The organism is Pelagimonas sp. KU-00592-HH (assembly GCF_040369695.1).
Taxonomy (GTDB): Bacteria; Pseudomonadota; Alphaproteobacteria; order Rhodobacterales; family Rhodobacteraceae; genus Shimia.
In genome coordinates, this window is record NZ_BAABWM010000001.1 from 1,426,490 (window position 1) to 1,448,863 (window position 22,374).

23 protein-coding genes are annotated in these 22,374 nt (G+C 59.8%); 5 read left to right on the forward strand and 18 right to left on the reverse strand.

The window, feature by feature from the left end:
* The first annotated feature begins 5 nt into the window (after positions 1 to 5).
* On the forward strand, positions 6 to 794 hold the full coding sequence (locus ABWV42_RS06990; protein ID WP_353339471.1) for a helix-turn-helix transcriptional regulator: 789 nt from the start codon (positions 6 to 8) through the stop codon (positions 792 to 794).
* 2 nt (positions 795 to 796) lie between these two features.
* Here the strand turns inward: ABWV42_RS06990 and ABWV42_RS06995 are convergent, their stop codons facing one another.
* The 7 genes from ABWV42_RS06995 to ABWV42_RS07025 form a co-directional block, all read right to left on the reverse strand.
* Positions 797 to 1,510, reverse strand: coding sequence for an SDR family NAD(P)-dependent oxidoreductase (locus tag ABWV42_RS06995; protein WP_353339472.1), 714 nt, complete (start codon positions 1,508 to 1,510; stop codon positions 797 to 799).
* Positions 1,510 to 2,055 (reverse strand): DUF3833 family protein, encoded by a 546-nt coding sequence (locus ABWV42_RS07000; RefSeq protein ID WP_353339473.1) that lies wholly within the window; start codon positions 2,053 to 2,055, stop codon positions 1,510 to 1,512. The genes ABWV42_RS06995 and ABWV42_RS07000 overlap by 1 nt, the downstream gene beginning before the upstream one ends.
* On the reverse strand, positions 2,052 to 3,254 hold the full coding sequence (locus ABWV42_RS07005) for an MFS transporter (RefSeq protein WP_353339474.1): 1,203 nt from the start codon (positions 3,252 to 3,254) through the stop codon (positions 2,052 to 2,054). Before ABWV42_RS07005 ends, ABWV42_RS07000 begins: the two co-directional genes overlap by 4 nt.
* Positions 3,254 to 3,694: a chalcone isomerase family protein gene (locus ABWV42_RS07010; RefSeq protein WP_353339475.1), complete on the reverse strand. Its 441-nt coding sequence runs from the start codon at positions 3,692 to 3,694 to the stop codon at positions 3,254 to 3,256. The genes ABWV42_RS07005 and ABWV42_RS07010 overlap by 1 nt, the downstream gene beginning before the upstream one ends.
* Before the next feature lie 61 nt (positions 3,695 to 3,755).
* The gene (locus ABWV42_RS07015) at positions 3,756 to 4,904 is read right to left on the reverse strand and encodes a class I SAM-dependent methyltransferase (protein WP_353339476.1); all 1,149 of its coding nucleotides are present in this window, start codon (positions 4,902 to 4,904) and stop codon (positions 3,756 to 3,758) included.
* Entirely contained in the window at positions 4,898 to 5,629 is a 732-nt protein-coding gene (locus tag ABWV42_RS07020) for a DUF1365 domain-containing protein (protein WP_353339477.1), read from the reverse strand. Before ABWV42_RS07020 ends, ABWV42_RS07015 begins: the two co-directional genes overlap by 7 nt.
* Before the next feature lie 14 nt (positions 5,630 to 5,643).
* Positions 5,644 to 6,933, reverse strand: coding sequence for an NAD(P)/FAD-dependent oxidoreductase (locus ABWV42_RS07025; protein ID WP_353339478.1), 1,290 nt, complete (start codon positions 6,931 to 6,933; stop codon positions 5,644 to 5,646).
* Positions 6,934 to 7,096: 163 nt separating this feature from the next.
* Here ABWV42_RS07025 and ABWV42_RS07030 point away from each other — a divergent pair, with 163 nt between their 5' ends.
* Together ABWV42_RS07030 and ABWV42_RS07035 are read left to right on the forward strand one after the other, a co-directional pair.
* Positions 7,097 to 7,660: a sigma-70 family RNA polymerase sigma factor gene (locus ABWV42_RS07030; RefSeq protein ID WP_502930943.1), complete on the forward strand. Its 564-nt coding sequence runs from the start codon at positions 7,097 to 7,099 to the stop codon at positions 7,658 to 7,660.
* Positions 7,660 to 8,295, forward strand: a complete 636-nt coding sequence (locus ABWV42_RS07035) for a ChrR family anti-sigma-E factor (RefSeq protein ID WP_255110023.1) — start codon at positions 7,660 to 7,662, stop codon at positions 8,293 to 8,295. Before ABWV42_RS07030 ends, ABWV42_RS07035 begins: the two co-directional genes overlap by 1 nt.
* Before the next feature lie 36 nt (positions 8,296 to 8,331).
* Here ABWV42_RS07035 and ABWV42_RS07040 read toward each other — a convergent pair whose 3' ends face one another.
* Genes ABWV42_RS07040 through ABWV42_RS07060 form a run of 5 tightly spaced genes read right to left on the reverse strand, consistent with a single transcriptional unit; the run spans position 8,332 to position 14,025 of the window.
* Positions 8,332 to 9,342: an Ldh family oxidoreductase gene (locus ABWV42_RS07040; protein ID WP_353339479.1), complete on the reverse strand. Its 1,011-nt coding sequence runs from the start codon at positions 9,340 to 9,342 to the stop codon at positions 8,332 to 8,334.
* A gap of 12 nt (positions 9,343 to 9,354) precedes the next feature.
* Positions 9,355 to 9,924 (reverse strand): DUF3726 domain-containing protein, encoded by a 570-nt coding sequence (locus ABWV42_RS07045; RefSeq protein WP_353339480.1) that lies wholly within the window; start codon positions 9,922 to 9,924, stop codon positions 9,355 to 9,357.
* A complete protein-coding gene (locus ABWV42_RS07050) occupies positions 9,921 to 11,609 on the reverse strand; it encodes a hypothetical protein (protein WP_353339481.1) in 1,689 nt (562 codons plus the stop codon). The genes ABWV42_RS07045 and ABWV42_RS07050 overlap by 4 nt, the downstream gene beginning before the upstream one ends.
* A 5-nt stretch (positions 11,610 to 11,614) precedes the next feature.
* Complete coding sequence (locus ABWV42_RS07055) at positions 11,615 to 12,589, reverse strand: membrane dipeptidase (protein WP_353339482.1); 975 nt, start codon at positions 12,587 to 12,589, stop codon at positions 11,615 to 11,617.
* Positions 12,589 to 14,025, reverse strand: a complete 1,437-nt coding sequence (locus ABWV42_RS07060; protein ID WP_353339483.1) for an aldehyde dehydrogenase family protein — start codon at positions 14,023 to 14,025, stop codon at positions 12,589 to 12,591. The genes ABWV42_RS07055 and ABWV42_RS07060 overlap by 1 nt, the downstream gene beginning before the upstream one ends.
* 106 nt (positions 14,026 to 14,131) lie before the next feature.
* On the opposite strand from ABWV42_RS07060, the gene ABWV42_RS07065 reads away from it, so the two are divergent.
* Positions 14,132 to 15,016: a LysR family transcriptional regulator gene (locus ABWV42_RS07065; RefSeq protein ID WP_353339484.1), complete on the forward strand. Its 885-nt coding sequence runs from the start codon at positions 14,132 to 14,134 to the stop codon at positions 15,014 to 15,016.
* A gap of 31 nt (positions 15,017 to 15,047) precedes the next feature.
* On the opposite strand, the gene ABWV42_RS07070 is transcribed toward ABWV42_RS07065, so the two are convergent.
* Genes ABWV42_RS07070 through ABWV42_RS07090 form a run of 5 tightly spaced genes read right to left on the reverse strand, consistent with a single transcriptional unit; the run spans position 15,048 to position 19,867 of the window.
* Positions 15,048 to 16,511, reverse strand: coding sequence for an aldehyde dehydrogenase (locus tag ABWV42_RS07070; protein WP_353339485.1), 1,464 nt, complete (start codon positions 16,509 to 16,511; stop codon positions 15,048 to 15,050).
* Between the two features lie 18 nt (positions 16,512 to 16,529).
* Positions 16,530 to 17,567 carry an LLM class flavin-dependent oxidoreductase gene (locus ABWV42_RS07075; RefSeq protein ID WP_353339486.1) on the reverse strand — a complete coding sequence of 346 codons (1,038 nt, stop codon included), beginning with the start codon at positions 17,565 to 17,567 and terminating at the stop codon, positions 16,530 to 16,532.
* A gap of 3 nt (positions 17,568 to 17,570) precedes the next feature.
* Positions 17,571 to 18,488, reverse strand: coding sequence for a flavin reductase family protein (locus tag ABWV42_RS07080; protein WP_353339487.1), 918 nt, complete (start codon positions 18,486 to 18,488; stop codon positions 17,571 to 17,573).
* Positions 18,475 to 19,293, reverse strand: a complete 819-nt coding sequence (locus ABWV42_RS07085) for an alpha/beta fold hydrolase (protein WP_353339488.1) — start codon at positions 19,291 to 19,293, stop codon at positions 18,475 to 18,477. The genes ABWV42_RS07080 and ABWV42_RS07085 overlap by 14 nt, the downstream gene beginning before the upstream one ends.
* A complete protein-coding gene (locus ABWV42_RS07090) occupies positions 19,265 to 19,867 on the reverse strand; it encodes an amino acid synthesis family protein (protein ID WP_353339489.1) in 603 nt (200 codons plus the stop codon). Before ABWV42_RS07090 ends, ABWV42_RS07085 begins: the two co-directional genes overlap by 29 nt.
* 103 nt (positions 19,868 to 19,970) lie before the next feature.
* On the opposite strand from ABWV42_RS07090, the gene ABWV42_RS07095 reads away from it, so the two are divergent.
* A complete protein-coding gene (locus tag ABWV42_RS07095) occupies positions 19,971 to 20,651 on the forward strand; it encodes a GntR family transcriptional regulator (RefSeq protein WP_353339490.1) in 681 nt (226 codons plus the stop codon).
* Position 20,652: 1 nt separating this feature from the next.
* On the opposite strand, the gene ABWV42_RS07100 is transcribed toward ABWV42_RS07095, so the two are convergent.
* Positions 20,653 to 22,314: a sulfatase-like hydrolase/transferase gene (locus tag ABWV42_RS07100; protein WP_353339491.1), complete on the reverse strand. Its 1,662-nt coding sequence runs from the start codon at positions 22,312 to 22,314 to the stop codon at positions 20,653 to 20,655.
* Between the last annotated feature and the right edge of the window lie 60 nt (positions 22,315 to 22,374).

Here is a 22,374-nt window from a genome sequence, read left to right on the forward strand (position 1 = left end):
CCCAAATGAGTGACACATTCCCTTCTCGCCCCCTGCCTCGTGATGCAACCGCCGCGCTTGCCGCCGCTGTCCCAAGCCCCGCGTTCAGCGCAGCCTTGATGCAATACGTCCGCGAGGCAGCTGAAATCGCCAACATCGGCGCCTTCTACGTGTCCGACCTGCGCCGCCCGGAACCCGTTCTTTCAATCTGGGCCGGCGACATGAGCAGCTATTGGTTCAACCGCAATGCCCGAACCATCCTCTCTCACGACAGCCTGAAACAGGACATCCTGCGCCGAATCCAATCCGCGCCGGAACAGGGCCTCGCCATTGAACGCTGGAGACCTCAGCCTGATGACCCTCGCGCACCGATCTACGTACGCGACGAGGTGATCGAACGCATCACCGTATCCTCGCGCACGGACAACACCGGCTTTCTGTCGTTCTACCTCCGGGGCAAGGAACACGGCTGGATGGACGAGGAAGAGGTCAACCGACTAAGCGCCATTCTCCCGCTCGCGCACGAACTCATCGGGCTACGCCACCGCATCATCGGGTCGGAAGCCTTTCACTTTTCTTCGCAACAGCGTGTGTCGGCCCTCAAGGAACGTCAGGTCGGCCAGTTCGCACGCCTGTCCGATCGCGAAGCCGAAGTCTGTGACATGCTGGTCCAAGGTGTCAGCGTCGCCGGCACGGCCGTTGCCCTTGGCATCTCCGACAACTCGGTTCGCACGCTACGCAAACGTGCCTATGTCAAACTGGGGGTCAATTCCGCGATGCAGATCGCAGCGCTTGTCCTGAACGATCTTGCGTAGATTCAGAACATCGCCCGAACCCACCGGTCCGGCAAAAGCCGCATCAGCGGGAACACCCATGCAAACGGCCTTGGGAAATCCGTGCGGAACCTGCCACGCTTCATCGCCTTGATCACATGTTTCGCCGCCGCATCCGGTGTCATGATCTGGGGCATTTTGAACGAGTTCTTGTCGGTCAGTCGCGTGGCAATGAAGCCGAGGTTGATGATCTGCACCTCGACACCGGTGTTCTTGAGATCGACATAGAGGTTCTCGGCCAGATGCATCAGCGCGGCCTTGCTTGCGCTATAGCCAATGGCACCGGGCAAACCGTAGTAGGCGGACAATGACCCAATCAGCACAACACGCCCTGCGTCGCGGGCCACCATGCCCGCCAGAACATCTGGCAAAACGCGCATCGCCCCAAGGAAGTTCACATCAAAAACTTTCAAGGCGCGCGCACTGTCCCACTTCTGCGCGACCATCGGATCATAGGCCCCGGCGCAGTAGAGAACGATATCGACATCTCCTACCGCCGCGACAGCTTCAGCAACAGAGGCATCATCCGTCACATCCAACTCAACCAGCTGCGCACCCTCAATCCCGATATCTTGCAGACGAGACAAGGTCCGCGCCGACAGAACCAGCCGGCATCCCTCTGATGCAAGCGCCAAGGCAAGGGACCGACCCAACCCCTCGCTTGCCCCGATCAGCCAGACGCGTTTGCCCGACAGCATCACTCGACCGGTCGGATTGTTGCGATCAGCTCGGCAACGGTGATTCCGAACTTGCGCATCTGGGAACGGTTCATGAGCGTTCCGTTGTCCATCAGATAAAGCCAGTCCGTGACAGACAGCACATGCCCCCCGGCCTCTTCGGTCAATCGAATGCGATAGGTTAGCCGCGCCGCAGATCCCATCTGCTGGCCTTCGACCTTGCCCACGATATCAGGCGCCGTACCCGTGATCTTGCCGTCATCCGAGACCGTCAAAGTCCAGCGCCGCTCTTGGGTGTTGCCGGTGTCATAGACAAAACTCTCGCCGATCTCGCCCGAATTACTGGTCCAATCGCCCTGCATTTCGGCCACGAACCGCGAGGCAACCTTGCCGCTGGGTCCATAGATCACGCCTTCGCTGATCATCCGCCCGGCCATCGCCTCGCGAATGTCGAGCTTCGGGGACGTCCCCGCAAAGTCCTGCAACCGGTTCAGGCGAAAGCCACTCCCCGGCCCCCACAAAAGAACCACAACCAACAGTACCGCGAACACAAGCAACAGTTTCATTGCAAAAGCGCCTTTCGAGGAAGGAGAAGAACGAGACCGATCGCCAGGGCCTTGAGGCCAAGCGGAACGACCGCATAGAGGATGGTAAGGGTTTCAATCGCCTCGGGCGAATTCCCCTGATCCGAACGGAAACCGGACGCATCAAGAATGGGCAAGACAAGCGCCGCAGCAAGGGCCAGCGCCATCTTGTTGGCAAATGCCCAAAGACCAAACGCCTGTCCGGCCTGCAGCCCGGCGCGGGCAAGAACCCCCGAAAACAGCACAGGCAAAAGCAGGATATCCGCGCCCGCCGCCAGCCCAGAGGCAACGCAGATCATGGCAAAGCTAAGGGATGCGCCCGCAGGCAGATAGGCCGCCCAGACAAAACAGAAGATCGCCAGCGTCATCGCCCCGACCAGCACGTTTCGCGCTTCGAAACGTCTCGCCAGCATGGACCAAAGTGCAATGGATGTCCCCGCGGCGACAAAGAACAGGATCAGGTAGAGGCCCGACATGCCGGAAAGCTGCAGGGCATCTTCCACAAAGAACAGGAAAAGCGTCGAGGTGATCGCAACGGGCAGGCTATTCACAAGAGCCAACCCAAGGAGCCACATCCCCCCTGAGGCGGCAAACCGCGACCAGTTCAGCTTGGCTTGGCGCTCGGTCTGCAGCCGCCAGATCGGCGCGGCGGCGACACCGGCCACTAGCACGATCACCATCAAAACGAACCCGAACACCGTGTAGCCAAAGAGGCTCGGCAACACGGCGGCCACCACGATCCCCCCAAGGGTGCCAATCTCGCGCCATGTGCCCACCTTCACTAGGTCCTCGGCGCTGTCACTCTCTGCCAGAGCGCGAGTCTGACTGTAGAACAGGATCGCGGCGAGGCTATAGCTGGTGAAGACAAGAACCAGAACCAGCACAAGCCACGTCACCGAATCAACAAGCGGTGGCGCGGAAAACAGCGCCAGAAACCCGAGGCCAAGCCCGATGGTTGCCCCCCAGGCAAACCGCGATCGCAAACGGGGCCAGCGATCCACCATCCACCCCAGGGCGGGGTCTTGTACGAAATCCAGAATCCGTACCCCGATCAGCACCGCGCCCACCACGGACAGCGACAAGCCGAGTTCAACCTCGGCGTATCGCGGCAAGTGGATATAGAGCGGAAGCCCCGCCGCAGCGAGCGCCATCGCGTAAAGGGAGACAGAGGCGTTGGCCATCAAGAACCTCGAAGGCGCTCGGAAAGACGCGGGTTTCGACTGTTGGGAGAAAGCCAGATATCAAGGAAACGCCCCCGAATGTCAGGGTGCGAAAGGCTACAGGTCTGCCGCCCGTTCAGGTAAAACTTGATCTGATCCGCCTTCGGGGCAAGCGCAAGAAACTGGTCCGTCTTTCCAACCGAGGCAAAGCAATTGCCCAGCTTGCGGCGCAGGACCTCATGGTCGGCTTGCGTGTTCTCCAGCCGCACGAGTTCCTTGATCGTCGCCCCCACCAGCTCTTCCCGCGAGAACTCCACGTTATAGCGCAAACGCAGCGCCGCAGCGCTCCCACGCTTGTAGGGTGCGCCGTTTGGCGTGAACAGCTCTGCATCATAAACCTTCACCCCGAACCATCGCAGTGTTGCCTGCCCGGCAAGCTGCGCCTGGTTTATCCCCGGCATGGTCGATGCGTCCGCTCTCGCGACAGAAGCGATACAAATCAGGACGGCCAAAAGTAGTGCTCTATGCATGACATAACTCCACTTGAACGACATCGGTCTGTTTCACCGCAAAGGACGCGGCGCAGATTTCGAGGTAAAAATGCCAGTTGCGCAGGAATTTCTGGTCGTAGCCCAGTCTGAGGATTTTCTGCTCCTGCGCCTTGATACGCTCCGACCACATCCGGCAGGTCTGGGCATAGCTGTCGCCAAAGGCAAAGCTCTCGACAACCTTGAGGCCCGCTTTTCGCGCCTGTCCGGCAATCACCGCATCCGACAAAAGCATACCGCCGGGGAAAGTATAGTGGCGGATGAAATCCGACCCACGGCGGTAGATGTCGAAATACACATCGGGAACGGTAATAGCCTGCACAACGGCACGGCCACCTTCGGCCAGACGTGCGTTCAGCATGTTGAAATAGTCCGGCCAGTACCGCTCGCCGACGGCCTCGACCATTTCGATCGAAACGATGCTGTCAAACTTGCCCTGGGTCGCGCGATAGTCCTGCAACTGGATCAGCGCCCGACCATCAAGGCGCGCATCCGCATATCCCTTTTGGCTTGGCGAAATGGTGATGCCGGTCACGTCCCGCCCCTGCTCGGCGGCGCGTTCGGCGAAACCGCCCCAACCACAGCCCACTTCGAGAACCCGCTCGCCCCGCGCACGCTGCAAGATACGGTCATACTTGCGCAGCTGCCCACGCTGAAGATCCGCATCCCCATCGGCAAACAGCGCCGAGGAATAGGTCATGCTGTCGTCAAGCCACAGCTGATAGAACTCATTGCCGACATCATAGTGCGCCCGGATATTGCGCGAGGCCCCCCTGCGCGAATTGGCCCGCAGCAGGCGGTCGACGAGGCGGAATTTCCCGCGATTCCAGAACCCCGGATAGGCATATTCCGACAGCTCATCCAGATTGTTGAGCGCCACCGTCGTCACATCCTCGATCGACGGGGTATCCCACAGGCCCGCGACATAGGTCTCGCCAAGGCCGATATCACCCCGCGCCGCCATTGCCGTCACAACAGCCCAGTCATGGATCACCATCTCGGCCTGCGGTCCCCCTCCGCCGAAATCATGCACCTCTCCTTCGGGCGTCAGAATACGAAGCGAGCCCTTTCGAATGCGCTGACAGCTTTCGAGAAAGTCGTGTTTTACGCGTTTGCTCAGCATCCGCTGATCTCCTCTGTTGGGGGAACCGGACGCGTTCTATAGCGCGCGCCCTTGAATTTCAGTTTGAGGGCCTGCCAGTAGATCAACGCAACAACACGTATCGTGCCAAACGGCCGGCGGATCGCGGCACCCATCAGCGAGGCACTTGAGGCAGGTTTAAGCGATCCGACCAGTGTCGCGATCAAACCTTCTTCGCCATTGTCATGCTGGATGCGAATGGCGACCTTGGATCGGGTCACATCAAAGTGGAACACATAAGTTCCGGCGATGTCCTGAAACGGCGAGACGTGGAAAATCTTCTTTGCCTCTATCCTGTCATTTCCCTTCATGGGCGCAAAACCCGGCAAATGGCAAAGATAGCTGTGCCGATCCCCAAAGGTGTTGTTCACCTCGGCAATGACCGCCACAAGATCCGCACCGCGAAACGCCATCCAAAAGCTGACCGGATTGAAGTTGTGCCCAAGAAAACTGGGCTGGGTCAGCAAGCGGATATCGCAGGTCTCGAGCCCCGCGCCTTCGAACACCTCGCGCGCCCAAGCAACCCCTTTGCCCTTCTTCCGTTCACCGCCATGCAGGCGATCATGAACCGCATAAAGGTTGAACCTGTTCCGCGAAAAAACCACAGGACCAGCCGTCTCGTCCGGATCAATCATCACGAAATCAACGCCATAGCGAAAAGCATTGTCGATCCCGCCCTTGCGGGCATGGGTTGTTGACCCTTTCATGTGAAGCGGGCGGTTCATGCGGGCTGGCCTTCGAATTGCAGCCCCATCTGACGCACGACGCGCATGGCACTGGCATAGCCATCCTCGTGGAAACCGTGACGCAGCCAGGCGCCTGCAAACCACGTCCGGTTCTGGCCCTGCATGGTCTTGATCCGCTCCTGGGCATCCAATGCCGCCTTGTCGAACACCGGGTGGCGGAACACCCGTGTTTCATAAATCTTGTTTTTCGCAATGGGCTGGGCCGGATTCAGCGTGACCAGAAGAAGATCATCCTCCGGCAGGTTCTGAAGCCGGTTCATCCAATAGGTCACGCCAATGGCCGTCTGCGGGAACCGCGTATCCGCCTTGTAGACCCAGCTTGCCCAACACGCCTTGCGCCGCGGCATCTGTGTCGGATCGCAATGCAGGATCACCTCGTTATCCTGATACCGCACATCGCCCAGCGCCGAGGTCTCTGCCGGGGTCGGGTCAAAGATAAGCCGCAGAGCCACATCACTGTGGCAGGCAAAGATGACCTGATCGAACCGTTCACTGCGCCCGTCAAAGGACACTTCCACGCCACTCTCGTTCCGCGTCACACCCTGCACCGGCGTGCCCGTGTGGATAACCACACCCAAACCGCGCAAGTGACGCTCAAGGCGTTTGACGTACTCGATACTGCCGCCATCCACGGTCCACCACTGATGCTGGCCTGTCGCGCTCAACAGGGCATGATTACGGAAAAACCGGACCAGACTACGCGCCGGAAAGGCTTCGATCCCGTTCGGCGGTGTCGACCAGATGGCCCCGCAAATCGGCATCAGGTAATATTCCTTGAACCAGTCCCCAAGACCCAACTCTTTCATCAGGTCCCCAACGCTGACTTCATCAGTGGCGGCCGCGTCTTCCGCCCGTGCGTTGAAGGCAAAGATGTCCCTCACCATCCGATAAAAGCCCGGGCGTCCAAGGTTGCGCTTCTGCCCAACCAGCGCGCCGGCACTTTGCAGACCATATTCAACCCGCCCGTCATCGATGGTCGCACCAAAGCTCATGTTGCTGCGCACGACCGGCACCTCAAGATCGCGGAACATGCGGGTCAGGTGCGGATAGTTGGCATAGTTGAAAACGATGAAACCCATATCCACCGGAACATCACCGTTGCGCCCTGCAAGAACGGTATGCGCATGACCCCCAAGACGGTCTTCTGACTCAAATAGGGTGACACTTGCACCCGGCGTCAGCTCGTAAGCCGCCGACAGGCCGGAAATTCCGCCTCCGATTACGGCAATACGCTGTGGTGAAGGAGGCGCGGCATCAAAGGACATTGCGAAAACCCTGTAGTTGTTTGAGAGTGTTACGAGATAAAAAGCACATCGGATCAAATAAAGTGATCCAAAAATCTGGCGGCGTCGTAGTCGTCATATGTTCGTGCTGGATGATCATAGGATTGCGGGCCCCAAGATCGGGGCGGAAAGGACTGTGTCCCGCGTGGCGGAACCATCTCGCCCTGAATTTTCCGAGCAAACGGTCTGGATGATCGCGGTGCGTTCGAACCGCGACAAACGGGCATTTGCCAAGCTGTTCGACTACTACGCTCCGCGGATCAAGGCCGTCCTGATGCGGTCTGGCGCATCCTCGGCCATGGCCGAGGATATCGTTCAGGACACCATGCTCACCGTTTGGCGCAAAGCAGATCAGTTCGACCCGCATCGTGCCCAGGTTTCGGGCTGGGTGTTCCAGATCGCCCGCAACCGCCAGATCGACATCATCAGGAAGGAACGGCGCCCGGTCCCAGAGGAGCTCGCGCCGGCAGAAGAAACCGAAGTGGACGCCGCGCATATCGTTGCTTTGGAACAGGAAACACAACAACTCCGCAGTGCTCTCGAAAAATTGTCTCCCAACCAGAGACAAATGCTCGAAAAGGCCTATCTGGGCGAGTTGAGCCACACGGAAATCCAGGCGGAAACGGGAATGCCGCTTGGCACTATCAAATCGAGAATAAGGCTCGGGCTGGAACGTCTCCGGCACGAGTTGAAAGGAAACCGCAGCTAATGAAACGCATCAATCATCACGTCTCTGAGGAGCTCTTGGTAGCCTACGCCGCTGGTGCGTTGCCCTACCCGTTTGCCCTCGTGGTCGCGACGCATCTGTCGATGTGCGATGAATGCCGCGTCCGCCTTGCCGCCCATGAAACCATGGCCGGCCTCATCGTGGAAGAAACAGCCGCCATGGATGTCGATCCCGGACTCAAGTCACGTGTGCTTGCCATGCTTGACGAACCGGCTCCGATTGCCCCGCCTGTACAGGGTGCAGGCATCTTCCCCGCCCCCCTGTTCGAGGCGCTGAATTTCGAGCCACCCCGCTGGAAACACCTTGGTTTCGGATCACGCCAGTCGATCTTGTCGGACGACAACAAGGGGTCGGTGCGGCTGCTCTACATTCCGGCCGGTCAGGCCGTGCCGGATCACGGCCACAATGGTCTGGAACTGACACTGGTCCTGCAAGGCGCGTTCAGCGACTCCACCGGCCGTTTCGGTGTCGGGGATCTGGAAATCGCCAATGACGATCTGGAGCACACACCGATTGCAGAAGAAGGCGAGGCCTGTATCTGCCTTGCGGCAACAGACGCGTCTTTGCGCTTCAACAGCCTGATCCCGCGCCTGCTTCAGCCCATTCTCAAGATCTGAGCGCCGCAGCTCCCTGCGGCGCATCATCTTTAGACATCACCCCAATAGGGCTTCGATCTTCGCCAGCGTTGCAACGTTCACGGCCACACCGTCGTCCGCAGATTTGACACGCTTGGACCGGCGACCGTCGCCGGGAAGATGCGCACCATCCTGATCGTGAATGGCCGCCACCAGATCGCGCATGCGCGCCGCAAAATCGCCACCCGAAGTGGCTCCCGGATCAATCGCAAGGAAGAACTGTCCGGTCTTCGGCGGCCCACCCGCCGTGCCCGAAAACGGCGAGGCGTGAATGCCCAGGGTCGCCCCCGTCATCGCGGCCGCCATCATCTCGGTCATCAGGGCAACGCCCACCCCCTTGTAGCCACCCGAAGGCGCCATCGACCCCTTGAGGCCCACTTCAGGATCGGTGGTCGGATTGCCCTCGGCATCCAGCGCCCAACCAACGGGAATGGGCTGACCTTCGCGCGCGTGTTTCATCACCTCTGACTTGGCAATGGTGCTGGCGCTTTGGTCAATCAACACAGCCGGCTGCCCATCTTCTCCGGGTGCTGCAATCGAAAACGGATTGGTGCCCACAACCGGCTTCGCACCACCCGACGGGGCAATGGATGCAGGCGCGTTTGTAAACCCGATCCCCATCAGCCCCGCCTGCGCAAGGCGATAGGTGTGATAGCCCAGAACCCCGCAGTTATAACTGTTGCGAATGGCCAGGGCGGCCACACCTTGTTCGCGGGCCAGCGGGATCAGCGCCTCGAACCCCTTGTCGATCGCAGCATGCGCAAATCCGGTCGCCGCATCGACGCTCACGACACCGGGACGGGGACGTTCGACAACTGGCACAGCCGCGCCATCAACCTTGCCGCACTGCACGTGCTCGCAATAGATCGGGATATAGGCCAGCCCGTGGCTTGCAACGCCATCCGCCTCGGTCGCGGCGGTGGCCACGGCCAGCGGGCGGGCGTTCTCTTCGGTCGTGCCAACCGCCATCAGGGCGCGCAGCGACAGGTCTTCGATTTCAGCAAGCGTCAGGGTTTTCGTTTCAATCATCGGAACCTCGGATCAATCATTGTCGGAAAGCCCGGCACCCGCTCCAAGGCGGCGGCTTTCTTCTGTGGCAGGAGCATATGTGCGATGGGCCAGCGCATTCAGCGCCTCCCATGCGGCTTTGTCGGGTGTGGCGCGTGTGACCTTGGTACGGGCTGCATCAAGCCTCCCTCCAAGCTGCACAATCAGTTTAGCGTCTTTCGGAAACTCTCCCGAAATACTCACCAGCGAACCATCTGTAACAGCCTTAGCCTTGGCACAGGCGACCGTCACCGTTTGTTCAAGTTGCCGCGCCGCCATGGCCGCAAACGGCAGTATCATCAAAGGTTCGGCAATCTCTCCAAGGCTCGCATCCGCCTGTTTCAACCCTGCGGCACGGTCGGATAGCGCAGCACCTTGGCTGATCGTAGACACCGGCTTTGTCTCGCCCTGAAGCACCGCAGCCAATACAGACACCCCATCAAGGCCCTGCGCACAAAGCCACCGTGTTGCCTTTGATGCCTCCTCGGCAAGCCCCCACGGATACCCGGCCCCACGCGTCGCCCGTTTGGCGGTTGCCTCAACTTCGTTCAATGCAAAGCTCATGCCCGACCCTCCGGATAGACCCACAAATCACAGTTCTCGGTCGAGAGTTCCTGCGGATAGGGCGCCCCTGCGTACATGCAGATGCGCACCCAGCGATCCGACCTCGGATCGAAATGTGTCGCCCCGAAGAACGAGAGCTTGGCACGCAGCATGTCGATCGGCATGACCTGGGCGGAAATCGTGTTGTCGTGGATTTCACCATAGGGCGCGACGCGGGTGATCTGCGCCCTGCGCACCGTGTGGCGGTGTTCGGGATGTGCCGACAGGAAGGCGGCAACCGGCCCGTCCGGAGACCATCCTTCCAAAGCCCGCAACGCCATCGCTGCATCCCGCGCGGGCGCGAGCGGCTGTTCATAGTCTGCAATGGGTTCTTCAAACCGTTCACCCAGACGGGGCTCGAGCTTTTCTTCGGATACATACCAGGCACGCGCGCAATTCTCTCGCGCGGACCAATCAACATCTTTGGCCCAGCCAAAGCTGTTTTCGATCAGGTCGCGCACTTCGCCAACCGGCATGGCACCGTCAATCACGAAGGCGTCCGAATTGCTGTCGGCCATGCACCTCGACAACCCGTCCACCAATGCGCCATAGGGTTCGAGGATCAACGAGGCCAGACATTCCTGCCCCTCCTCGCTCAAGGCTTCCTGCGCCCACGACACAAGACCGTCCCACGGAAAACGGCCTGCGAAATCATGGGTCTCAACCTGCGTTTCCAACGCATCGAGATCGCCTTTCAACTGGGCCAGCTTTTCGATCTGCAAGGGATGCTCGGACATCCAGCTATCCACCGAGGTTCGCGTCTTGGCCAGCAGTTCAAGGAAATGCGCGATCTCCTCCTCGGTCGCCTTCTCAACACTCCTGACACGGGAAATCGCCTCTTCCCGCGCCATGATCCAGTTGTTGAACAGCACCGGATGGTTAACGATGAACGGCGCCATACCAAGGCCGGTCGAGTTCCCGATCCCAAGCTGACGTGCTGTTTCGGGCGCAAGCGACACAGCCGCATCTCCGCCGCGCACCTTTGCCATGTGTTCAACAAGATCACGCACGAACCAGCGGGTCAGGAAAACCGAAAGCATCTCGGCTTGAAAAGGTGCCTGCATCTCTGGTCGATCCGCGATCATCTCGCGATCCGCAGCTCCCAGCTTACCCGAGCCATAAACCGCGGTGGTCCGCATCAGGTAGCCAACAGAGCGCAGCATCGCGGCATCGGGCTGTTCCCCACGCGACAACGCATCCACCATGTGCTCCCAAAGCCGCACGGACCGGTTGGCCCGCGAAACAGAAATCTCGCGTTCACTCACCCGACCGGCTTCCTGTAGCGGTACATTGCCCGACAAGCGGTCGATGTCCGCCTCGTTCGGGATACCATCAAACAGGGTGAACGTTGCATCCCACGCCGTCGCGATCACCCGATCCGAACGCATCTCGGGCGGCAGATCATGCGCAAAAGCCACCAGAGAATAAGCCCGCTCCGGCCCTTGCGCCGTATAAACCGCACGCCCCACGCCCTTTTCGTCAACGTCGAACTTGGGGCGCGAAAAGCTCCAGTTTTCTTCCGCCATGCGGCGCGTCAGCACCCGCATGAAACTCAGACGACATTGATGAAGCGAACCCAACCGCGACAGGCGCATGACTGTCTGCGGGTCTCGCCGGGGGATAGATGTATGCGCGGCACCGTGCATGTGGATTATCCTTGTGGGCCAAAGTTTTCAGCAAAGAACCGATACCAGTTCCCGCCCATGATCCCGGCAACCTCATCTTCGCTCAGGCCGGTCGCGCACAGCCCCTGCTTGATGTTGCCGAAATGTCGGTTGTCCTCGAACCAGCTTGGCATATCCGGAAATCCGGGCGCCGCGGCCGATCCTTCTCCATAGTCGATTTCCTTGGTCCAGCGACCGACGCGCATCCATTCAACGATGCTGTCAGGCTGATCCTGACACAGGTCCGTTCCGATCCCCAGATGTTCGGCTCCGAATTTCTCGGCGGTTCGGGCGATCATCTCGCAAAAGCTCTCGAGCGTGCAATCCGATTTTCCCTTAAGGTGATGCGGATAGACCGAGAACCCAAGCATGCCACCGTTCTCCGTTACCGCGCGGATCACGTCGTCCTTTTTGTTGCGCAGCGCCGGGTGCCAGTCATGCGGGTTCGCATGGGTGATCGCGATCGGACGCTCTGATGCCTCGGCGGCCTCAATGGTCGAACGATCGCCCGAGTGACTCATGTCCACCACGAGACCCACGCGGTTCATCTCTTTGACAACCTGCCTGCCCATCCGGGTCAGCCCCATGTCTTCGGCCTCGTAACACCCGGTCGCAAGAAGCGACTGGTTGTTATAGGTCAACTGCATGAACCGCGCGCCGAGGGTGTGGAGGATTTCCACAAGGCCAATGTCATCCTCGATCGGCGAAGGGTTTTGAAAGCCAAAGAAAATCGCCGTACGCCCCGTCTCGCGGGCCTTATCGATGTCGCTGGCCCACTGCCCCTTCATGATCAGATCAGGATACTGTTCGAACCAGCGGTTCCACTTTTCAAAGTTCAGCACCGTTTCCCGAAATGTCTCGTGATAGGCGATGGTGACGTGAACCGCGTCCACGCCCCCTTCACGCATCTGGCGGAAAACCTTTTCCGACCAATTGGCATATTGCAGGCCATCAATAAGCATTATTCCGGGCTCCCTGCCGAAATATAGGCCGTTTTCACGGTTGTGTAGAATTCGGCTGCCGCCTTGCCCTGTTCGCGCGGACCGTACGAGCTGTCACCACGTCCCCCGAACGGCACGTGATAATCCGTGCCCGCCGTCGGCAGGTTAACAGTTACAACGCCGGTTCGTGCATTGCGACGGAAGTGCGTGGCTCGCGCCAAAGACTTGGTCACGATCCCCGAGGTCAGGCCAAAGTTGGTGTCATTCACCGTGGCAAGGGCTTCATCATAGCTGCCGACCTTGATCACGCTAGTCAGCGGCGCAAACATCTCTTCGCGGTTGATGCGCATGTCATTGGTGGTGTTCAGGAAAACCCCCGGCGACATATAGAACCCCTGGTGCGGCATCTCGAGACGCGCGCCGCCACAGGCCAGCTCCGCCCCTTCCGATTTACCCAGATCAACATAGGCAAGGTTTTCATTCAACTGTTGTTCGCTGACCACCGGCCCCATCTGGGTGCCTTCTTCCAAAGCGTGCCCAACTTTCATCGCCTGCGCACCGGCCACCAGCTTTTCGACAAAAGCGTCGTGGATGGCTTCATGCACCACAAGGCGCGAAGAGGCCGTGCATTTCTGCCCCGTCCCACCAAAGGCACCGCCCAGCGCAAGGGAAACAGCCAGATCAAGATCGGCATCATCCATCACGGCCAATGCGTTCTTCGATCCCATTTCCATCTGCACCTTGGTCAGGTTCTGGATCGCGGCAGCGGCAATGCCCTTGCCCACTGGCACCGACCCCGTAAAGGAAATCGCGTTCACCTTGGGGCTTTCCACCAAACGCTGGCCAATCGCACCGCCCGCACCCATCACGAGGCTGAACAGGCCCTTCGGAATGTCCTGCCGGTTAATGATTTCAGTCAGAGCAACGGCAGAGGCCGGCGTCACGTTCGCGGGCTTCCAGACCACCGCGTTGCCATAGCAAAGCGCCGGCGCGATTTTCCACGAGGCGGTCGCGGTCGGAAAGTTCCAGGGGCTGATGATAGCCACGGTTCCAACAGCTTCACGGCGCACGTCGATTTCAATGTCCGGACGCACCGAATCTGCATTTTCGCCGATCTGGCGCAGGCATTCGGCGGCATAGTAGGTAAAGAACTGGCCCGCGCGATAGACCTCGCCCTTGCCCTCGGCCAAGGGCTTGCCCTCTTCGCGCGACAACAGCGTGCCAAGCTCTTCGGCCCGCGCCATCATCTCGTTGCCAATCGCATTCAGCACGGCCTGCTTGCGCTCAAGACCATAGGCAGCCCACTCACGCTGCGCGACCTGGGCTTGATCCAATGTCGCCTCAAGCTGGTCGGGCGTGGCCTGGGCAAACATGCCGATCAGGTCAGTCACGTCAGACGGATTGCGGTTTTCGATCTCGGTGTCGCCTGCCAGCCATTCGCCGGCGATAAGATTCATATGAGTCACGGGAGTTCTCGAATTTGGGAATTTGGCCAATGGTGGACATTTCAAGTCACATCAGTCAAATTCAAACTTCTGTAGTAAACTTCAGAATTTCTGAAACATGGCCATAAAGATCGAAATGCTGCGCTGCTTTTGCGCCGTCGCCAAGGCTGGAAACCTCTCGGATGCCGCCTCCCGCCTGGGGCGCACGCAATCCGCTGTCTCCATGTCGCTCAAGCAACTGGAAGCCAACCTTGGCAGCCCGCTTTTCGAAAGCGAGCGCAAGAACCGCCTGACAGCCCTAGGAGAGCAGGTGTTCCAACTGGGCGAGAAACAGCTCAAACACTTTGACAGTTCGATAAGCGCCATGGAGCTTCTCGCGCAGGCACCGCAGGGTGTGCTGCGTGTGTCCGCCGTACCATCCGTCGCGGCCCTCGCCTTTCCACCTCTGGTGCGGCATTTGACGTCCAATCATCCTGGTCTCAAAATCGAACTGCGCGATGCCGACAGCCCGAGTGTGATCGAGGCGCTGGTACAGGGCTGGGCCGACATCGGGATCGCGTCCACGCACCACGTGTTGAACGGAATAGAAACGGTCCCCCTGTCCACAGACAACTATGGGCTGGTCCTGTCCGAAACCCATCCTCTGGCGAAATCAAAGACGCCACTTGCCATTGAAGACATCTTTGGCGCGCCGTTCCTGCGCAACGCCCTCTGCGACCAGATCGAAACTCAGGCCTTTCGCGACCACCTGGGCCAAACAGATGTGACCGTTCACAATACGCAGTCCCTGCTGGCCATGGTTCTTCAGGGGGACTGGGTGACCGTCCTTCCCCAATCCGTATTGGGGCTAGCCCCTTCGGGTCTCGCGTTCCGTCCAATCCGGAACCTGCCCGATGTGAGGCAGGTCTTCCTCTACACGCGTGACCAGAGTTCTCATCCCAAGGCCACGCAGGACGCGCGCCATAAACTGACGAACCTGCTGAACGGAAATCCGGACGGGTGATGCACCGAGGCAAGCCCGTCTTATGCAGCCTTCACCGCATGACAAATGGATCGGGAATCGGCTCATCACTGGTGCGCAGCCAGACAGCTTTCACCTTGGTGTAATCCAGCGCGGCCTCGATGCCCCCTTCGCGTCCATGCCCCGAAAGCCCATGCCCGCCGAACGGGGCAATCGGGCTGACTGCACGGTAGGTGTTCACCCAGACGATCCCGGCGCGGATGGCACGGATCATGCGATGCGCCCGGGTCAGATCACGCGTGAACAGCCCCGACGCCAGCCCGAATTGCGTATCATTGGCAATCTCGATGGCCTCGGCCTCGTCTTTGAAGCTGACCACCGACAGCACAGGCCCAAAAAACTCGTTGCTTAGGCTTGCCGCGTCCGGTGCGCCGTCGCAGTCCAGAATGGTCGGCGGGAAATAGAAACCGGGCCTATCCAGCGCAACGCCCCCTGTGATCAGCGTCGCCCCCTGCTGAACCGACTGATCAATCAGGCGCAGCGCATTCTCCCGCTGCTTCTCGGTGCACAAGGGGCCAACTTCCGTTGCCATTTCATCCGGCGCCCCGATCACCACGGCCTCTGCCTTCTCCTTCAGGCGCGCTAGGAAAGCCTCCTTGATGCCTTCCTGAACAACAAGTCGCGACCCCGACACGCAACTCTGCCCGGTTGCCGCGAAAACACCTGAAACCTGCGCATTCACCGCGCTTTCAAGATCGGCATCGTCAAACACGATGAACGGCGACTTCCCCCCCAGCTCCAAAGAGGTCGAGGCAAGGTTCTCTGCCGAATTCCGCACGATATGCCGCGCCGTTTCCGGCCCGCCGGTAAAGGCCACATGCGCAACTTTCGGATGGCTGGTCAACGCGGCCCCGGCATCCGGTCCGCCGGTGATCACGTTCAGCACGCCCTTGGGAAACCCTGCCTGGTCGAAAATCCGCGCGAATTCCAACATCGGCGCGGGCCCCTCTTCCGAGGCTTTCAAAACAACGGTGCACCCCGCTGCCAAGGCTGGTCCGATCTTGACCGCCGAAAGAAACAACTGCGAGTTCCACGGCACCACCGCCGCGACGACACCGATCGGTTCACGCCGCAACCAGACTTCCATGTCCGGCTTGTCGATCGGCAGATGCGCGCCCTCGATCTTGTCCGCCAACCCCGCATAGTAACGATAGTATTCCGCTACATAGGCAATCTGCGCACTGGTTTCGCGGATGATCTTGCCCGTATCCCGCGTTTCCAGCTCGGCAAGGCGCGGCGCGGCTTCGGCAACAAGGTCAGCCAGTCGCATCAACAGCTTACCACGGGCGGTCGCCGTCATCCCGGCCCACTCCGGTGCCAGAAACGCACGTTCCGCCGCCGAAACCGCCCGATCAACATCCTGCGCCGATGCAGCAGGCATCCGCGCCCAAGGCGTACCGGTGGCCGGGTCAAGACTCTCGAACTGCTGGGCCGCGTCCTCGAATGCCCCACCGATGTACTGCTGAAAGCTCTGCATCTCTCTTCCTTTCCCGCCTCAGGCGAACGCTGGCATGACCTCGTTTATGAACCGTTCGAGCGAAGCTTTCTTGCGTTCAAACGGCATCGAACTGTCAATCCAGAAGGAATACTCGTCATACCCAAGCGCCTCGTATTCCTTGAGACGCGCAATCACCGTGTCCGGCGTGCCGATCACGAGATCCCGCTCCATCGCCTCGGGCGAATAGATCGGATGGGCTGCGATTTCCTCATCGCTCAGCGGGTCAATCAAACCCTGGTTGATCTCGCGTTTGTTCATGAACCACGCGCCGAAATAGCAATAGAAACGGTTCAACTCGATTGCGCCCTGCTTGGCGTCTGAATCGCTGTCGGCCACGTAGGTATGCTGCAACAGCATGATCTTCGGACGCGGACGTTCGGGAAATTTCTCGCAGGCCGCATTGAACTTGCCCATCAGGTCGCGGATTTCTCCGTCGCCGTTCCAAAGCGGCGTGACCTGCACGTTGCAGCCGTTCGACACGGCAAACTCGTGGCTGTTCGGATCACGCGCCGCAATCCAGATCGGCGGGCCGTCCTGTTGCACGGGCTGCGGCGACGAAGTGGTCTTGGGGAACTGGAAAAACTCACCTTCGTGGGTGTAGTCCCCTTTCCACAGGGCCTGTACCGCGGGCACCAGCTCACGCATCCTTTGTCCTGCCTCCCAGGCATCCATACCCGGCATCAGCCGTTCGTACTCAAACGAATAGGCCCCCCGGGCGATCCCCAGATCAAGACGGCCCCCGGTGATGATATCCGTCATCGCCGCCTCGCCCGCCAACCGGATCGGATGCCAGAACGGCGCAATGACCGTGCCCGTCCCAAGGCGCACGTTCTTGGTCTGACGCGCGAGATCGACAAGGTTGAGCATCGGATTGGGCGCGATGGTGAAATTCATCCCGTGATGCTCGCCGGTCCAGACCGCGTGCATACCGCCCTCGTCGGCGATTTTGCAGAGCGCGATGAACTCGTCATACAGTTTCTTCTGATCCTCAGCCGAGGAAATGCGCTCCATATGCGCAAAAAGCGAGAACTTCATGTCTCACCTCCCTGATGTCATCGGACGGACTTTGCCGCTGACCTGATTGCCGTAATACACCCCGAAATTCCCCATCCGGCTTTCAGCTGCGAACCTCTCAAGCATGGTGCAGACCGCAGGGTCGGCAATATCCATGAGGGTCGAAGCCGTCAGCTCGGTGAAAACCCCTTGCGAGGCGACCTCACCGCTTGCCTGGCACAGGAACGAGATGTGCTGTGTTTCGCGCGCTTCATCTTCGTAAACGGAATAGACAAAACCGGGTTCGGCATCCGTGCCGCTGGCGTCGATCAACCGCCCAAGCGCCGCCGTTGTTCCAGCCTTGCCGACCTTGATCTCCGGCAGCACCAAACGCCCGGCGCCATTGTCCACCAAAAGGATTTTCCCCTGGTATTCGATCATCGCCGATACCATCAGGTTGGCGCTGTTGCTCAGGGCTTCGGCCTCGGCGGCAGGGGTGACATAGGCCCCCCGCGCATAGCCAAGGCCGGGATGCGTGCTGTTTTCAAACGCCTCGACCTTGCCGATCAGGATCAGGTGATCGCCCGCTTCAACCGTGTTGAACATCGAGCAATCGAACCAGGCGGACACACCGTCGAAAACAGGCGATCCATGCGGCCCGGCCTGCCACTCCACCGCCGCAAACCGGTTCTCGACCGGTCGGGCAAAGGTGTTGGACACATCTTTCTGATTTTCGGCCAAGACGTTGACGGCAAATCCGCGCGCACGGGACAGCGGGCCATAGTTGCTCGACGTGTTGGCAAGACACACCAATACCAGCGGCGGATCAAGGGACACAGAGGTAAAGGAATTGGCCGTAAACCCGATCGGCTGCCCGTCTTCGTCATGCGCTGTCACAACTGTGACACCCGTCATGAAAGCCCCGAAAGCATTGCGCAATTCGCGCGGATCAATCTCGGTCATCTGCGCTTCCCTCCTCACACCAGTCCAGCCACTCCTGCATGGCCGCCGTCACCACATCCGGCGCGGTCAGGTTCACCATATGCCGATGTCCGGAAATCACCAAAGCCCGGCCATGCGCGACGCCGTCCGCCATTGCATGTGTCATCTCAGGCGTTGAATTCGGATCACCGTCACCCGTGATCGCAAGGAAGGGGCACGTTATGTCGGCAAGCCGGTCGGCATAGACCTGATCGCCGCGCGCAAAGGCGCCATAGGCCGTCGCGTATCCCGCCAGATCGACCTGCCCAAGCCATGCCGCCACATCCGCGCGCGCTGCCTGCTCACGCGGGCTATCGCCAAACCAGCGCGACAAGGGTGTGTCGAAATCCACGATGCCAGCTTTTATCTCGTCCGCCCGCGCTTCAACCGCCGAACGCGCCGCCATCGAACGTCGATAGACACCATTCAGCAGGGCAACCCGCGCCAACCGCTCCGGATGCTCAACAGCAAACCCCAATGCGATCAAGGCCCCCATGGAATGCCCGGCAAGGCTCACGCCTTCCAGACCAAGGGCCTGAAACACCGCCGCCAACCAGGCCACAAAGTCCGACAGTTCCGCGCCCTCGGGCAAGGGCGACGAACCTCCATGCCCCGGCATGTCCAATGCGATCACCCGATGACTGCGCGACAGGGCGTCGATCTGCGGCCCCCAGGCCGCCGACTGCATGCCGACACCATGCACCAGCACCAAAGGGCGGCCATGCCCCACCTCGCGGTAGGACAGACTACCGTAGGGCTCATACAGCTGCCGGATTGTCGAGGTCATGGCCCAATTCCTTGAGGTCCTGATAGCGATCCCCGATCCGGTGATGTGGACGCCCACCAACCGACGCGCCCAGCGCAACCACGATCTCATCCGGTCCGGGCGCATCCGCGACCGACAACTGGATGGTCAAATAGTGGCTCCGGCGCCCACCATCATTCTTGTCCATCAACGGAATCTGCAAAGGCGCATTCGCCGGGCCGCGCGTGTTGGTAAACGCAAGATAGGACTTCGCCCCGACCGCCTCACGATAGTGGTTCCCGAACCGCAGCGTGTGGATCAGCGCCGACGCGTGTTCGACCTCGCCGTTCACACCGACAATCGCCGATTTGCCATAGCCTTCGACCTTGTCACCCCCACCGGCCGCCTCAAGGATCATCTCGGTCAGCAACGCCCCCAGCCCCGGCGCGCAATCGTGAATCGCCGGGCGCAGGTCTTCGACAAACCCAAGCCCCGCCCATGGGTTTCGGATCACGGCAACCGCAGCGATCATCTTCAACGGGGTCTCGGCAACCTTCCCGCCCTCGATCAGCGTGTTCTCGACGTGCAGAAGTGTTTTTCGGATGTCAGCGGGCATGGCGGCACCTGTTGTGGGAATCTCTCTCCGATCTTATGGTATACCAACATATAGTCTGTCAATCTGCTTGCCCATCTTCCAACCCATTGGTATTACCGTCGCCATGAACACGCCCTCGCTCGAAAAGATCGCGCAACCTCCACAAACCCTGCGGGACATGGTGCAGGAACGCATGCGCGACGCGATCATCACGGGCCATTTCAAACCCGGCGAACGCCTTGTCGAACGCCCACTCTGCGAACAGTTGGGGGTAAGCCGTACGGTAGTGCGCGAAACCATCCGCTACCTCGAAGCAGAAGGTCTGGTGGAAATCCTCCCCGGCCACGGCCCGATCGTCGCCGAGATGAACTGGTCCGACGCCCGCCAGATTTATGACATCCGTCGCATGCTCGAAACCGCTGCGGCCCGTGCCTGTGCCCTTTCTGTGACCGGGGATCGCGCTGAACGTCTCAAATCGGCTCTGGCCGACCTGCAAAGGGGTATCGACAGCGGTGTCGCCAGCGATCTGTTCGCCGCGACCAATCGGTTCTATCAGGAGATTTTCGAAGGCGCGGGCCACAATGTCGCCTGGGAAATCGTCCAGCGCCTGAACGGCCGCATCAGCCGCCTGAGGATGATGACCCTGTCCGATACCAACCGGGAAAAGCCCGGCCCGTCCCATATGCTCTCAATCTGCGATGCAATTGTCGCCGGCGATCCCGAGGCCGCCGAACGCGCGGTTCATGCGCATCTGGCGGATACGGCGGCTATTGCAGAACGCCTCCTCGCCGCCCAAGCCTCCTGACCTACTCGGTATAGTCCGCAGGTGCCTTGCCACGGTACTTCTCTGTCAGATCATCAGGCACCTCTGACCCGTCATACATGAACGGCAGGATACCCTTGCGCAGTGATCTGCCGCGCATCGCCTTGATATCATCTTCCGAACGCGTCACCCGCTGCGACAGGCGCCGCCCCCACCGCGCGAGATAGCCATAGAGCCGATCAATTTCCGCCTGATGGGCATCGCCCTTTGCAAGATCGTGAAACTCTTCCGGATCGTTTTTTAGGTCGAACAGCATGGGGCGGAAACCGCCTTCGGCATGCATCATCTTGTAACGTCCATCAAACACCATGAACAGACGCGCATCACGTGGCTCAAGCCCCAGCTTCACGCATTGTGGCGTGGCCGAGTAGTCATACTCACTGATCGCGAACTCCCGCCACTCCGGCACCTCACCATGAAGCCAGGGTACCAGCGACCGCCCCTCGATAATGTGGTCTGGCACCTTGCCCCCGGCCACCTCCACAAAGGTGGCGGCAAGATCGATGCTCTCAACCAGCGCATCACAGGTGGTGCCGCGCGTTGCATCCGCTTTCGGACGCGGGTCATAGATGATCAGCGGGATCTTCACGCTCTGCTCGTGAAACAGGTCCTTCTCGCCCAGCCAGTGATCTCCCAGATAATCCCCGTGGTCCGAGGTCAGCACGATCATCGTGTTGTCCAGCCGACCACTCTCTTCCAGATAGTCGAGCAGCACCCCCAACTGGTCATCACACTGCTTGATCAGCCCCATGTAGGCCGGGATCACCTTCTGGCGCACATCCTCGCGCTGGAACGCCTGAGCAATCTTGTTGCCAATATAGGCCCCGAACACCGGATGCGGATCATCCTGTTCAATCGCGTCACGGCTGGCCGCCGGAACATGGTTGGCCCCGAACATGTCATGATAGGGCGCCGGCACGATATAGGGCCAATGGGGTTTGATGAAACTCACATGCGCACACCACGCGCCTTCCGCTTGCTCGATAAACTCGATCGTGCGCTGGGTGAGCCACGGGGTCTCGCTGTCTTCCTCGCGAATGTTCGCTGGCTTGTCGGCATTCCTGAACATCCAGCCAGAGGCAATATCACCGTCCTCATCTACCCCGGCATTGGCGAAATCCGACCAAGGGTTCTGAGAGGGATAGCCCTTTGACTTCAGGTATTCGTTATAAGGGGACCGCTTCTCATCATAGAACCCGTCCGGCCCTTCGGCCCAAAGCCCGTCATCCCTGATCCAACTGTCGAACCCGCACTCTGCCTGCCTTGCGCCAATCTCGCTGTCCGGTGAAAGACCCAGACGCGCCATGCCCTCTGCATCTGCCTTCATGTGCGTCTTGCCCAGCAACCAACACGCCATCCCCTCGCGCCGCAGATGATCGCCAAGGGTCTGTTCGCCCACACGCAGGGGAAAACCGTTCCACTGTGCGCCGTGGCTCGCACAATAGCGCCCGGTATAGAAACTCATCCGCGACGCGCCACAGATCGGCGACTGCACGTATGTATTGGTAAACCGCACTCCCATCTTGGCGACGCGATCAAAGTTGGGCGTATGCAGATGCGGATGGCCGGCACAACTCAGGTAATCAAACCGCAGTTGATCATACATGATGAACAGGATGTTGGGTGCCTGGGATTGCGCGGACATGTGGGCCTCCTCGTTTCAGGGGAGACTGCCACAACTTGATCTGCTGTCCAACGGAAAGTA